This window comes from Ferrovibrio sp. MS7 (assembly GCF_038404985.1).
Classification (GTDB): Bacteria; Pseudomonadota; Alphaproteobacteria; order Ferrovibrionales; family Ferrovibrionaceae; genus Ferrovibrio; species Ferrovibrio plantarum.
Map to the genome: position 1 here is coordinate 1,656,629 of NZ_JBBKBA010000001.1, position 13,672 is coordinate 1,670,300.

Consider the following 13,672-nt stretch of genomic DNA (forward strand, 5'->3'; position numbering starts at 1 on the left):
ATGAAGCCCGCTTCCTTCACCTATGCCCGCCCCACTGCGCTGGATGAAGCCATTCAGTTGTTGCGCGATGCTGGTGCTCGTCCGCTGGCCGGCGGTCAGTCGCTGGTGCCGATGCTGAACCTGCGCCTGGCACCAGTGGACCAACTGGTCGATCTTGGTCGTATCTCGGCGCTGCGCGATGTAAGCGAAACCCCAGCAGCGGTGATCTACGGCGCAGGCACGCGTCACGCCGCTTTCGAGGATGGCCTGGTGCCCGATGCCTCCAATGGCCTGATGCGCCATGTCGCTGCGCGTTTTGCTTATCGCGCCGTGCGCAATCGCGGCACCATCGGCGGCGCCCTGGCATTGGCCGATCCCGCCGCCGATTGGCTGCTCACGGTCATTGCGCTGGAAGGCAAGCTACATCTGCAGGGTGCTGATGGCGTGCGTGTCGTCGAGGCCGAGGCATTCGTTCTGGGACCGTATTTCACCGCGCTGGCTGAAGGCGAACTGATCACGGCGGTGGAGATTCCGCGGCGGCCGGCGGGTGAACGCTGGGGATACAGCAAAGTCACCACCAAGATCGGTGAATATGCCGAATCGATGGCGCTTGCACTGTTCGACAAGGCCGCGGCCAAGGCCCGCTTGGTGCTTGGCGCTGCCGATGGTGCGCCCATCGTGCTGCGCGACACTGCTGCCGCCTGGATCTCTGGCACCAGCGGCGAGGCGCTGCGGCCGCTTATTCTCAAGGAAATCGATGCCGCTGAGCGCGAATTCAGCGCCGCCAAGCGGCATATGCATGCCACCACGCTGCTGCGTGCAACACAGGATGCGGCCAAGTGACTACCAGCCCCAAAATTCCGGTCTCCCTTACTGTCAACGGCCATGCCGTGGAAGCGATGGTGGAGCCGCGCACCCATCTTGCCGACCTGCTGCGTGACAAGCTCCGCCTCACGGCCACGCATCTTGGCTGCGAGCATGGTGTGTGCGGCGCCTGCACCATTCTGATCGATGGCCAGCCGGCGCGCTCCTGCATCGCTCTTGCGGTCAGCGTCGATGGCGCCGAGATCCGCACGCTGGAGGGCATGCAGGGCGATGCGCTGATGGAGATTTTGAAGCAGGCCTTCCATGAGCAGCATGGCTTGCAATGCGGTTTCTGTACCCCCGGGATGCTGACCAGCGCCTGGGATCTGCTTCGGCGTGGGGTGACGCTGGATGAACGGAGCGTGCGCGAGGCGATGGGCGGCAATCTGTGCCGCTGCACCGGCTACCAGGGCATCATCCGTTCGATCATGGCCGCGGCTAAGATGGCCAAGGCGACCGGCCTCATCAAGATCGGAGAAACTGCCTGATGACCAGCACCATCGTCGGCGGCGCCATGCTGCCGCATGCCCCGCAATTCTTTACTCTGCCGGATACCGAGGACAAGGCCACTGTCGCGAGTGTGCAGAAGGTTGCTGCCGAGATCGGCGACAGGCTGCGAGCCCTCGATCCCGATCTCTGGATCATCTTTTCCAACGATCATGCCGAGCAGTTCTTCCACGGCATCGCGCCGCCCTTTACCATTCATGTCGGCGGCGAGGCGGGCGGTGAATTCGCCGGCCGCAAATTTCATTGGGAAATTCCCAGCGCGGTGAGTTTTGAGCTGGTGCGCCAGCTCTATCGCCAGGGTTTTGATCCGGCTTTCACCAGCACGGCGAAATTCGACTATGCCATGGGCATTCCGCTCACCCATCTGGGTCACAAGGGCGCGGTGCTGCCGATCTATGTGAATGCCTATCTGCCGCCGCAGCCGACTGTAGAACGCTGCTATGCCTTCGGCCAGGCGGTGGCACGGGCCGTCACCAATCTTGGCTTGCGTACCGTGGTGTTGGCATCGGGCGGCATGTCGCATTTCCCCGGCACAGACCGCTACTCGCATCCGGAGCTGGATTGGGACAACAAGGTGCTGGAGCGCCTTGCCGTTGGCAATCTCAAGTCGCTGATCGGCTATGACGAAACCGAACTCGACGACAAAGGCAATATCGAGCTGCGTTGCTGGGCCTGTGCCGCCGGCGCACTCGGCGAGCGCAAGCCCGATATCGTGCAGATGGACCCGAGCTGGCATCACAATTATGCCTCCCTCGGTTGGTTCAACAGCGATCTGGTCGGCGCCGAGCCGCATTACCCGACGATCAAGCCGGATCTGGTGCAGATCACCTCGGCTCTGCATGCCCTGGCGCATGACCGCGAGGCGCGCAACGCCTATATCGCCGATCCGGCCGCCTATGCTGGCCGCTATCAGCTCAGCGAAGCCCAGCATCGCGCCCTGGTGGCGCTGGATATGCCAGCCATTGTGGCGATGGGCGCGCACCCGCTGGTGCCCTTCCTTGCCAACATGCAGATCCAGCGCCTGCGCAATCCCAAGTAATCGTCAGGCCAAGAGACCACCAGGAAAGATGATGACCCATCCCGCGATCGATCTGATCAACCCCCAGGACGGCAGCCTGATCACCAGGTTGCCGGAGCAGGGTGAGGCTGGCGTGACGGCGGCGGTCGTCGCTGCCGAAGCTTGCTTCGCGGCGCATCGCAAAGCGCCGGTGCATCAACGCGTCGCCTGGTTGAAGGCGGCGGCTGTTGCCCTGCAAGCCGCGGCGGAAGAGTTCGCCCAGATCATCCGTGAGGATGTCGGCAAGCCGATCCGTGTTGCACGCGGCGAGGTGAAGCGCGGCGTGGAGTTCATCGAAGCCTGTGCTGCCTTCTTGCCGCAGCTTGGCGGCGAAGTACTGGCGCTGGACGCCACGGCGATGGGGGCGGGTAATTTCGGCTTCACCAGGCATATCCCCTATGGCGTGGTGGCAGGCATCACGCCGTTCAATGCACCGATCAATCTGCTGGTGCAAAAAGTGGCGCCGGCCATTGCCGCCGGCAATGCCATCGTGGTGAAGCCGGCACCGGCCGGCACCCGCACGGCCCAGCGTCTGACGGAGGTGTTCCGCGCCGCCGGCTGGCCTGAAGGCCTGTTCAGCGTGGTCAGCGGCGACCGCATCACGGCGGCGGCACTGGTGTCGCATCCTGGCGTACGGGCTGTCAGTTTCACTGGTTCGACTTCAGGCGGCGAGGCACTGGCTCGGGCGGCTGGCGCCAAGAAGTTTGTCGCCGAGCTAGGCTCCAATGCTGCAAATATTGTGTTGGCCGACGCCGATGTGGCTGATGCCGCCAAGAAGATTGCCGGCGCCGGCTTCGAGGCCAGCGGCCAGCAATGCATCTCGGCCCAGCGTGTGCTGGTGGCGCGTACCGTGCTGCCGGCCTTCCTTGAGGCGTTCGTTGCCGCCGCCAAGGCGCTGAAGGTCGGGCGCGCTGACGACGCCACCAGCGATCTTGGCCCGATGGTGACAGAGGCGGCGGCCAAGCGGGTGATGGCGCTATGCGAGGATGCCATTGCACGAGGCGCTCGCTATGCCCTGGAGCCGAAGCGTGATGGCGCCACTGTCTCTCCCGGCATTCTCATCGATCTGCCGTTCCAGGCGCGGCTGTGGTGCGAGGAAGTATTCGGGCCGGTCGCCGTTGTGGTGCCGTTCGATGATATCGACGAGGCGCTGAAGCTCGCCAATGATTCCGATTTCGGCCTGCAAGGCGCGCTGTTTACCCGCGACCTCGGCGCTGCCTTCCGCTTCGCCGAGGATTTCGATGTCGGCGCGGTGTGGGTCAACCAGGCCAGCCGTTTCCGGCTCGACATGTATCCCTTCGGTGGCGTGAAGCAGAGCGGCGTCGGCCGAGAGGGCGTGCGCTACGCCATCGAGGAACTCTGTCAAATCAAGTTCATCGGGATCAAGGCCTGAGATGAACAGCCTGGAGCGCCTTTGTCAGACCGTCGCCGCCACCGGCAACAAGGTGGTGACATCGGCGCATCCTGCCGCCAGCGCGGCTGGAATCGCAGCCTTCGCCCAAGGCGGCAACGCCTTCGATGCGGCTCTGGCGGCCTGCTTCATGGAGACCGTGGCGCTGCCGATGAAATGCGGCCTGGCCGGCGATCTGGTGGCGCTGTATCGCCGTGCCGATGGCTCGATGGAAACCATCGTCAGTGTCGGCCCCGGCCCGCAGGGTTTGGCCCTAGGCGCGATCCTGGAGCGTGTCGGGCCGCGTTCTGTGGGGATTCCCGGAGCACCTGATGGCTATGCCATGCTGCACAGTTTAGGCAGCTTGCCGCTGAAGCAACTGGTGGCGGCGGCGGTGCAGGCAGCGGATGCCGGTATCCCCTGGACCTGGACGGCACTCAGTTATCTCGATGAAGCAGAAGAACTGCTCGGCCGCTACAGCCCGCATCATCCCTATTGCCCGCATGGCCGCCGGCCGCAGATTGGCGAACTGCGTCGCCTGCCAGGCCTGGGCCGCTTGCTGGAAGCCTTCGCTGAAGCGGGTGCTGATCTTTTTGCCGGCGATCATGGCCGCAGGCTGGCGGCGGAAGTGCAGAGCCGTGGCGGCTTCATCACGCTCGCCGATTTGCGGACACGCCCAGCCAGGCGTTTGCCGGTGATCAGTGTGACGCTTGGTGAGCGCATCGAGTTGCTGGCGACGCCAGCGCCGACCGGTGGCCCGCGCCTTGCCGATGTCTTGAGCCGCTATCAGGCTGGCGCTGGCAACCTGCTCGACCTAGTCCGCGCCGAACGCCAGGAAAGCCGCAAGCGCAACCGTGAGGCTCAGGACGAGGGCACCTCGGTGGTCACGGCGGCCGACGACCAGGGTAATGCCGTGGTGGTGGTGCATAGCAATTCCTTCCCGCGTTTCGGTTCCGGTGTGGTGCTGGAAAGTGGCCTGGTGCTGAACAACCGTCCGGGCCGTGGTTTCGACCTGAATGCACCGCCGCAGGCACGCAATGCCCCGGCGGCAGGGCGCGTGCCGCAAACCACGTTGCATGCCTGGGCCTTGAGCCATGGTGAAACACTCTGCCTGGGCGCCACGCCGGGCGGCGTCAATCAGTTGCCATGGAACAGCCAGGTGCTGGCCGATCTGCTTGCCGGTGCGACACCCGCCGAAGCCGTGACCAATCCGCGCTGGGCATTGGATGACAAGGAAGAATTGAGTGCCGAGGACGGTGTGCATTGCGCCGCTGGCACGGTGCCTGACCGGGCGCTACAGCGGTTCGCCCATCGCTCGGTGCAGCAGGTGGTGATGATGCGGGCCGGTTTTCCGCATTTAGCGGCGGCGGACCCGCGCAGCGGCGCTTCAGCGCTGGGCATGTATTGAGGAAGTAGAGCAATGCAGATCGAAAAGGAATTCACTGTTGCGCATGGCCCTGATGTGGTGTGGGGCGCTTTCTCTGATGTGCGCCTTGTCGCTTCCTGCCTGCCAGGTGCGGCGATCCTGGCCGAACTCGGCGACGACCGCTATCGCGGCCAGTTCTCGGTGAAAGTTGGCCCGCTCGCCGCGGCTTTCGATGGCGAGGTGACGCTGAAGCGTGATGACGCGGCGATGAGCGGCCATGTCGAGGGCAAGGGCGCGGATGCCAAGAGCAACTCCCGCGCCTCGGGCAGCATGACCTACCGCGTGCTGCCGGATGCAGCCGGCAGCCGTGTGGCGGTGGATTGCACCATCAACCTGGCCGGGGCACTGGCGCAATTCGGCAAGGCCGGGGTGGTGAAGGAAATCGCCAACCGCATCACCGCTGAATTCGTGCGCAATCTGGAAGCCCAGCTTGCCGCGCGGGTGCCGGCCACGGCCGCAGAGATAGGCGAAAATGCTGCGCCTGCCGCTGCCCAGGAACAAGTTTCGCCGCCGCCGCCAGCCCAGTCGCTGGATGCGGGTCGGCTCCTCTGGTCGATCGTCCGCGATGCGTTTGTCGGATTCTTCCGCTCGCTTTTCGGCCGTCGCAACAGTGTCATGTGATCAACCCAAGCCAACCAAGACGACAAGGAGGAGTGCATGAATCGGACTGCTTTATTCGGCGCTGTAGCCGCCGCTGCATTGTTCCTGGGCCAGCCCGCCCAGGCGCAGGACACCATCAAGATCGGCGTCATCCAGCCGCTTACCGGCTCGGTGGCCTATAACGGCAAGGCCGATGTCTCCGGCTCCGAACTCGCGGTTGAGCAGCGCAATGCTGCCGGCGGTGTGCTCGGCAAGAAGGTCGAGTTGATCATCGAGGACGGTTCGTGCAATCCGGCCAAGTCGGTGAACGCGGCCGAAAAGCTGATCCAGCGCGACAAGGTGACTGTACTCTCTGGCGCCTTCTGCTCCTCCGCCACCCTGGCGGTGATGCCGGTGGCCGAAAACTACAAGATCCCGCTGGTTACCGGCGTGTCGTCCAAGGCCGATCTGACGGAGAAGGGTAATCGCTACTTCTTCCGCGCCACCGAGACCGACGCGCTGCTCGCCGAGGCTTTCGCCAAGATCCTCTATGATCAGCTCAAGTTGCGCAAAGTTGCTTATATCGGCGTCAACGACGACTGGGGCCGTGGCGGCGTTGAAGAGTTCGAGAAGAACATGAAGGCGCTGGGTGCCACTACCGTGATGAAGGATTACTTCGATCACGGCACCACCGACTTCTACACCCTGCTGGCCAAGCTGAAGGCATCGGGCGCCGATGGTGTATTCGTTGCCGCCGAAACTCAGGACGGTTCTATCTTCGTGAAGCAGAAGGCCGAGTTTGCCCTCAACCTGAAGATCTTCGGTGTTGGCTCCTGGGCCACTGCCGACTTCATGCGCCTGACCGAGAAAGCGTCCGAGGGTATCTATGCTGCGGTGCCCTATGCCTCGACCATGACCACACCGAAGAACCAGGCCTTCGTCGCCGCTTATGAGGCGAAGACCAAGGAGAAGCCGGGCAAGTATGGCGCGGCTGGCTACAACGCGATCAACATCATCATGGATGCGATCCAGCGTGCTGGTTCCACCGAGCCGGAGAAGATCCGTGAGGCTCTGACCAAGACTGATTATGAAGGCCCGAACGGCAAGTTCCGCTTCGATGCCAAGGGTCAGGCCAGCGGTTTCGATGTGGTGCTGGTGCAGCTTCGCAGCGGCGTGCCGGTGGTTGCCGCGTCGACTTCTATCGGTCAATAAGCATTACCCAGCCGGCGGCTATTGCCGCCGGCTGGTTCTCTCTTTCAGTAGGCGGGGTGAAGATGGATTTCTTACTGCAATTGGTGGCCAATGGCCTGGTGAATGGCAGCTTCTATGCGCTATCCGCCATCGGCCTCACCCTGGTCTTCGGCCTGATGCGCGTGGTGAATTTCGCGCATGGCGATATTTACATGGTGGGCGGCCTGCTCGGCTGGACTTTCACCGTGCATCTCGGCCTCGGCTTCTTCCCCTCGCTGCTGGCAGTGATCGTGGTGATGGGGGCCGCCGGCTGGCTGATCGAGCGCGTGCTGATCGAGCGTGTGCGCGAACAGGGCGAAGAGCCCGGCATCCTGCTCACCATCGGCCTTTCCATCTTCCTGGTGAATACCGCGTTGCTGATCTACGGCACGGCACCGCTGAAAGTCACCGGCCCGATGCCGAACGCACCGATCTTCCTTGGCCCTGTGGTGTTGACCAAGGCGCGCCTGGCCATTGTTGGCATAGCCGCGCTGCTGATCCTGACATCACATCTGATTATCCAGCACACCAAGCTAGGCCGCGCCATGCGCGCCACTTTCCAGGATACCATGGCGGCAAAGCTTGCTGGCATCCAGACTGCCCAGGTCTATGCCACCACCTTCGCCATGGGCATCGTGCTGGCTAGCGTTGCCGGCATGCTGCTCGGTTCGATCTACGTGGCACAGCCGACCATTGGCGGTCTCGTCAGCCTGAAGGCTTTCGTCGTGGTAATCTTCGGCGGCATGGGCAGTTTCCCCGGCGCCATTGTCGGCGGCCTGGTCCTTGGTCTGGTTGAAGCCATATGGGGGGGCTATGTCGGCACCGGCTATGTCGATGCGATCGGCTTCGCCATGGTCATTGTCATGCTGCTGGTGCGGCCTTATGGCCTGTTTTCCAAGCGCGCGGAGCGGGTGTGATGCGCAATACCGAACGTAATATTCTGCTCGCCTTCATTGCTGTTGCAGCTCTGTTGCCGCTATTGGTGCGCAATGAGTATGTGTTGCATCTTGGCGTCATGGTGATGTTTTCGCTGATCCTGGCGACCAGCTTCAACCTGATCGTTGGCTATGTCGGTGAATTTCCTCTTGGTCATATGGCTTTCCTCGGCATCGGCGCTTATGCCGCAGCCATCGGCTCGTCGAAGTTGGGGTTGCCGATCGAGCTGACCATACCTTTTGCCGGTGTCATTGCGGCCATCTCCGGCCTTGCCATCGGCGCCATCACGCTGCGGCTGCGTGGTCCGTTCTTTGTCATCATCACGCTCTGCTTCGCTGAAGTGCTGCGTCTGGTGGCAAATAACTGGGTGGCGCTGACCAATGGTCCGATGGGTATTTCCGGCATCCGCAAGCCGCCGGCCATTGCTGTGCTCGATGCTCTGGGACAGAAGACCGCTTTTTACTATGTCGCGCTGCTGCTTGCCGCCATCGTGCTCTATGTTGCTTTCCGCTTCGTCTATTCGAATATCGGGCGCGGTGCGGTGGCGATCCGAGAGAACCGCTTTGTGGCACAGTCGGTCGGCATCTCGCCGTTCCACTATGCCCTGCTCACTTTTGTCGTTGCTGCAGCACTGGCAGGCCTGAGCGGCGGCTTCTATGCGCATTATATCTCCTTTGTCGGCCCGGAAGTGTTTGGTTTCAGCTTCATGGCTTCCACCATCATCATGGTGCTGCTGGGCGGCAAGGGTACGTTGGTCGGCCCGGTGCTCGGTGCACTGGTGGTCGTGGTGCTGGAAGAGTATCTGCGTGATTTCAAGGAATTGCGGCTCTCGATCTTCGGCGCCATCGTGATCGCCGTGGTGCTGTTCATGCCGCGTGGCATCATGGGGTTCCTGACGGAAAAGCGTGACAATTACGCCCGTGCCAAGGAGGCCGTCTGATGCTGCAGGTCAATAACCTCCGCATGCGCTTTGGTGGCATCACCGCCGTCAACGACGTGTCTTTCGAGGTCAACAAGGGCGAGATCGTTAGCCTGATCGGCCCGAATGGCGCCGGCAAGACCACCTGTTTCAACATGATCACAGGCTTCCTCAAGCCGACCGATGGTTCGGCGGCTTTCGAGGGCCAGGTGGTGACAGGCAGGGCGCCGCATGACATCGCGCGGCTTGGCGTGGTGCGCAGCTTCCAGAAGACCAATATCCTCAAGAGCCTGTCGGTGTTCGAGAATATTCTGGCGGCGCATCAGCGCCAGGGCACGCTATCGCTGCTCGCCACCCTGCTGCCCGGCAGTGGCGTGAAGCAGAGCGAGGCCCGGCTGCGTGATAGTGCAGCAGAGATCGTTGACTTGATCGGCCTGGGTTCACGCATGAACACCGAGGCAGCATCGCTTTCCTGCGGCGAGTTGCGTTTGCTGGAAGTCGGTATCGGCCTGGGTGCCAAGCCGCGCCTGCTGATGCTGGATGAGCCGGCGGCCGGCCTCAATTCAGAGGAGGCGTTGAAGCTGGGCACGATCCTGAAGGGCCTTGTCGGCAGCCAAATCGAGGCGCTCTTGCTGGTCGAGCATAATATGAACCTGGTGATGAGCATTTCAGACCGTATCGTGGTGATGAATTTCGGCCTCAAGCTGGCCGAAGGCGGCCCGGAGGAAGTGCGCAACAATCCGGAAGTGATTGCTGCCTATCTCGGCAGCGCGACGGGGCATTGATATGACGCAGCAACCGATTCTGGAATTGCGCGACCTCAAGGTCAGCTACGGCAAGGTGCAGGCATTGCATGGCGTCAGCTTCAGCATCGCCCAGGGCGAGGTGGTGGCGCTGATCGGCTCGAATGGTGCCGGTAAGAGTACGTCGCTGCGGGCGATTTCCGGCCTGATGGCCCCGTCCGCCGGCAGTATCCTGTTCAAGGGCGGCGATATTTCCGGCAAGCGGGCCGATGAGGTGCTGCGTGCCGGCATTGCTCATTGCCCGGAAGAGCGTCATGTCTGGCCGGAAATGACTGTCGAGGAAAACCTCCAGCTCGGCGGCTATATCGTCAGCGACAAGACTAAGCTGGATGCCCGCGTCGAGGATGGCTTCAACCGCTTTCCGCGCCTGCGCGAGCGTCGCAAGCAATTGGCCGGCACGCTTTCTGGCGGCGAGCAGCAGATGCTGGCAATTGCCCGCGCCTTGATCTCGGAGCCGACTCTGCTGTTGCTGGATGAGCCGAGCCTGGGCCTCAGCCCGCTGCTGGCGCAGGAAGTGATGGGTGCGGTGCGTGAGTTGCAGAAAGGCGGCATGACCATTCTACTGGTGGAGCAGAATGTGCATAACGCACTCTCGGTTGCCTCGCGCGCCTATGTGCTGGAAACCGGCCGTGTTGTGGCTGCAGACACGTCTGCGGCTTTGCTCGGTAACAAGGATGTGCTGCGCGCTTATCTCGGAGGCTGATCCCATGTCCGGTCTGAAGGTTGGCCTGATCGGTTATGGTGCCATCGGTGGCCTGGTGGCCGAGGCAATTGCCGGCCGAGATGATATGGCACTGGCTGGTGTGTTGCTGCGGCCTGAATCGCAGCGGGCGCTGCCTGAGGGCCTGCCGCTGGTGACGGATGCCGCCGGATTGCTGGCGAAGCAACCCAATATCGTGGTAGAGGCGGCCGGCCATGGCGGCTTGCGGGCTTATGGGGCTGCGATCTTGAGTGGCGGCGTTGACTTGCTGATCGCCTCTGTCGGCGCATTGGCCGATGCCGAACTGGAAAACCGCCTGCGTACTGCAGCGAAAGCGGGCCGCGCCAGAGTGTTGGTACCTGCCGGTGCGCTGGGTGGCCTGGATGCTCTGGGGGCGGCGAAACATGCCGGACTCGAGCGGGTGCAATATATCGGTCGCAAGGCGCCGAAAGCCTGGATCGGCACCAAGGCTGAAAGCATGATTGATCTGGCCAAGGTGACAGAGCCGACGCCGTTCTTCGAGGGCAGCGCGCGCGAAGCGGCCCTGGCTTTTCCGCAGAATGCCAATGTGGTTGCGGCCGTGGCGCTGGCGGGTCTCGGCTTCGACCATACCCGGGTGCGGTTGATGGTGGATCCTACCGAGGCACGCAATCAGCATAGCGTCGAGGCCAGCGGAGCCTTCGGCAGCTTCAGCAGCCATGTGGTGGCCCAGGTGCTGCCGAGCAATCCCAAGACCTCGATGCTGGCCCCCTACAGCCTGGTGCGCGGCCTTTGCGGCATGGTTGATACCATCGCCGCCTGAGGGGCGAGAGCAGAATTGCCGCCCGGTTGCCCGGCCTTTAGCTGCCAACCTGCAGGGTCGCGGTCAGCCGCCGCAACGTACTGACGATGGACATGGCCGTGATGCGGCTGGAACGTGGGTTATCGGCCATCGGCAGGTTCTCGATGGTGGCGGAGAGCAGCGCGCTATCAGAAGTAATCTCGATGGCGTGGGTGTTGCGTACCAGGCTGGGATCGGCCCAGACCTCGACCTGGGTGCGATCCGGGCCGATGCCGGCGAGGCTCAGCGTTGCCGCGACATTGACATTGGCCGGAAAAGCCTTTGCTGCGGCGCGGGCATTGCCGCTGAACACGCAGAGTGGCGCGGTCAGCGCCTCCAGGCTGATGCCCTGTTCGGCCAGATAGGGGGCGCTGCGCAAGCCGTTTGGCGGCTTGCGTGAAATCAGCTTGGCGCTGGTGATCTCGCCTTCTGCCATCGCCGCCAGGGCATCCAGGGCCATCATCGCACCAGACGGCACGATGATGCGGCCGCCATGCCGCCGGGCCAGTACTGGCAGGTCTTCGGCCTCAAGCAAGGCAGCCGAACTGATGGCAATCAGGATTTTGCCGCGCATCAGCACCGGTACGGCAATGTCACGAAATGCCGCCGCCGGCAGGCTCTCCACCACGATATCGGCCTGCTCGGCAAGTGCGGTCAGACTACACATTGCCGGGGGTTGCTTGAAGGAAGCCAGCTTGGCAACAGCCTTGGCCTCATCGCGGGCGGCAATTCCGGCGAGCATCAGGCCATCAATGCCAGTATCCAGGCGTCGTGCCACATCAAGGCCAATGGCACCAAGTCCAGCGATGCCGACGCGGAGCGGAGGGGTGGTTGTGGTCATCATATGCTTCACCTGTAGAAATGCATTCGAGTATTGTTTCGCCACCATCTGCCCATTGCCTGTGCAGATGGTGGCGAAATATTGGAGACGGCAACCCTACAGGGTCAATCCTTGTCTGCCAATATTGACTATCTGGTTAGTAATAAATATTCTGTATCGCATGGTGCAACCAGTCTGACGGGTGAGGTCATGGCCAATATCATTCAGTCGTATTTCCCAGGCAGTGAAGCCCTGCCAACCGACACCCGTTTCAATCTGGTGCGTCCTAGTGACGGCGCCGTGATTGGCGAAATCGCCGAAGCCGGCGTGCCGGGCGTGGCGGCAGCGGTGGCGTCCTCGCTCGCGACTTTCCGGGCGCTGCGCAGGACGCCGCTGCATACGCGCATCCAGTGGCTGCGGCAAGCGGCAGCGGCACTGAAAGGCGAGGCCGAAGCACTGGCACAGCTCATCGCCGAGGATGTCGGCAAACCGATCCGGGCCTGCCGCTTCGAAGCCCAGCGCGGCGTGGAATTCATCGAGGCCTGTGCCGCTGCCATCGCGCAGATTGGCGGCGAGGTATTGCCGCTGGATGCCGCAGCCACTGGCACCGGTTTGATCGGCATGACCCGTCATTTGCCCTATGGCGTGGTTGGTGCCATTACGCCGTTCAATGCGCCGATCAACCTGCTGGTGCAGAAGCTGGCGCCGGCTGTTGCCGCCGGCAACACCGTGGTGGTGAAGCCGGCTCCGGCCGGCACCCGTACCGCTTTGAAGCTGGCTGCCCTGTTCCGTGCGGCAGGATGGCCTGAGGGGTTGTTCAACGTGGTGACCGGAGACAAGGAGACGGCGCTTGCCCTGGCGGCGCATTCCGATGTGCGGGCGGTATCCTTCACCGGCGGCACGCAGGGTGGCGAAGCCCTGGCCCGCGCCGCTGGCGCCAAGAAATTTGTTGCTGAGCTGGGCTCGAATGCCGCAAATATCGTGTTGGCTGATGCCAATCTGGCCGTCGCTGCCAAGAAGATCGCCAGCGCCGCCTTCGAGGCCAGTGGCCAGCAATGCATTTCGGCCCAGCGTGTGCTGGTGCAGGAATCAGTGTTCGAGGCTTTCACCGCGCAGTTCGCCGCCGCTGCGGCCGCACTCAAGGTCGGCAAGCCCGAGGATCCCGCCACCGATGTTGCCGCCATGGTATCGAGCCAGGCCGCTGACCGGGTGATGGCAATGATCGCCGATGCCAAGCAGCATGGTGCCGTTACCGTGCTGGAACCGAGCCGCGATGGCGCGACGATCTCGCCGGCCATCCTCAGCCTGGTGCCGAAAGCGGCGCGGCTGTGGCGCGAAGAAGTCTTCGGCCCAGTGGCGATCCTGGTGCCGTTCAAGACCGTGGAGGAGGCCATTGCGCTGGCGAATGATTCGCCCTTCGGTTTGCAGGGTGCGGTATTCACCAGCAATCTTGCCACGGCGCTGCAATTCGCCGATGATTTCGATGTCGGCTCGCTCTGGATCAACGAGGCCAGCCGTTTCCGGCTCGACATGTATCCTTTCGGCGGTGTGAAGCAGAGCGGTGTTGGCCGCGAGGGTGTGCGCTATGCCATCGAGGAAATGTCGCAGATCAAGTTCATCGGCATCCGGCCGACGGCTTAAG

At 62.8% G+C, this 13,672-nt stretch carries 14 protein-coding genes; 13 read left to right on the top strand and 1 reads right to left on the bottom strand.

The window, feature by feature from the left end:
• From V6B08_RS07900 to V6B08_RS07955, 12 genes are all read left to right on the top strand, one after another.
• Window positions 1-822 (top strand): FAD binding domain-containing protein, encoded by an 822-nt coding sequence (locus V6B08_RS07900; protein WP_341979398.1) that lies wholly within the window; start codon window positions 1-3, stop codon window positions 820-822.
• Window positions 819-1,331 carry a (2Fe-2S)-binding protein gene (locus tag V6B08_RS07905; protein ID WP_341979400.1) on the top strand — a complete coding sequence of 171 codons (513 nt, stop codon included), beginning with the start codon at window positions 819-821 and terminating at the stop codon, window positions 1,329-1,331. The genes V6B08_RS07900 and V6B08_RS07905 overlap by 4 nt, the downstream gene beginning before the upstream one ends.
• Window positions 1,331-2,389 carry a DODA-type extradiol aromatic ring-opening family dioxygenase gene (locus tag V6B08_RS07910; protein WP_341979402.1) on the top strand — a complete coding sequence of 353 codons (1,059 nt, stop codon included), beginning with the start codon at window positions 1,331-1,333 and terminating at the stop codon, window positions 2,387-2,389. The genes V6B08_RS07905 and V6B08_RS07910 overlap by 1 nt, the downstream gene beginning before the upstream one ends.
• Window positions 2,390-2,420: 31 nt before the next feature.
• Window positions 2,421-3,800: an aldehyde dehydrogenase family protein gene (locus tag V6B08_RS07915; RefSeq protein ID WP_341979404.1), complete on the top strand. Its 1,380-nt coding sequence runs from the start codon at window positions 2,421-2,423 to the stop codon at window positions 3,798-3,800.
• A 1-nt stretch (window position 3,801) separates the two neighbouring features.
• Complete coding sequence (locus tag V6B08_RS07920; RefSeq protein ID WP_341979406.1) at window positions 3,802-5,205, top strand: gamma-glutamyltransferase; 1,404 nt, start codon at window positions 3,802-3,804, stop codon at window positions 5,203-5,205.
• Between the two features lie 12 nt (window positions 5,206-5,217).
• The gene (locus tag V6B08_RS07925; protein WP_341979408.1) at window positions 5,218-5,844 is read left to right on the top strand and encodes an SRPBCC family protein; all 627 of its coding nucleotides are present in this window, start codon (window positions 5,218-5,220) and stop codon (window positions 5,842-5,844) included.
• A 36-nt stretch (window positions 5,845-5,880) separates the two neighbouring features.
• Window positions 5,881-7,014: an ABC transporter substrate-binding protein gene (locus V6B08_RS07930; RefSeq protein WP_341979409.1), complete on the top strand. Its 1,134-nt coding sequence runs from the start codon at window positions 5,881-5,883 to the stop codon at window positions 7,012-7,014.
• Window positions 7,015-7,076: 62 nt separating this feature from the next.
• Window positions 7,077-7,949 (top strand): branched-chain amino acid ABC transporter permease, encoded by an 873-nt coding sequence (locus tag V6B08_RS07935; RefSeq protein ID WP_341979411.1) that lies wholly within the window; start codon window positions 7,077-7,079, stop codon window positions 7,947-7,949.
• On the top strand, window positions 7,949-8,908 hold the full coding sequence (locus V6B08_RS07940; protein WP_341979413.1) for a branched-chain amino acid ABC transporter permease: 960 nt from the start codon (window positions 7,949-7,951) through the stop codon (window positions 8,906-8,908). The genes V6B08_RS07935 and V6B08_RS07940 overlap by 1 nt, the downstream gene beginning before the upstream one ends.
• Window positions 8,908-9,672, top strand: coding sequence for an ABC transporter ATP-binding protein (locus tag V6B08_RS07945; protein WP_341979415.1), 765 nt, complete (start codon window positions 8,908-8,910; stop codon window positions 9,670-9,672). The genes V6B08_RS07940 and V6B08_RS07945 overlap by 1 nt, the downstream gene beginning before the upstream one ends.
• Before the next feature lies 1 nt (window position 9,673).
• Window positions 9,674-10,393 (top strand): ABC transporter ATP-binding protein, encoded by a 720-nt coding sequence (locus V6B08_RS07950; RefSeq protein ID WP_440588796.1) that lies wholly within the window; start codon window positions 9,674-9,676, stop codon window positions 10,391-10,393.
• Window positions 10,394-10,397: 4 nt separating this feature from the next.
• On the top strand, window positions 10,398-11,192 hold the full coding sequence (locus V6B08_RS07955; protein WP_341979420.1) for an aspartate dehydrogenase: 795 nt from the start codon (window positions 10,398-10,400) through the stop codon (window positions 11,190-11,192).
• 37 nt (window positions 11,193-11,229) lie between these two features.
• On the opposite strand, the gene V6B08_RS07960 is transcribed toward V6B08_RS07955, so the two are convergent.
• Window positions 11,230-12,054, bottom strand: a complete 825-nt coding sequence (locus tag V6B08_RS07960; RefSeq protein ID WP_341979422.1) for an aspartate dehydrogenase — start codon at window positions 12,052-12,054, stop codon at window positions 11,230-11,232.
• A gap of 186 nt (window positions 12,055-12,240) precedes the next feature.
• On the opposite strand from V6B08_RS07960, the gene V6B08_RS07965 reads away from it, so the two are divergent.
• Window positions 12,241-13,671, top strand: coding sequence for an aldehyde dehydrogenase family protein (locus V6B08_RS07965; protein ID WP_341979424.1), 1,431 nt, complete (start codon window positions 12,241-12,243; stop codon window positions 13,669-13,671).
• Window position 13,672 lies beyond the last annotated feature (1 nt).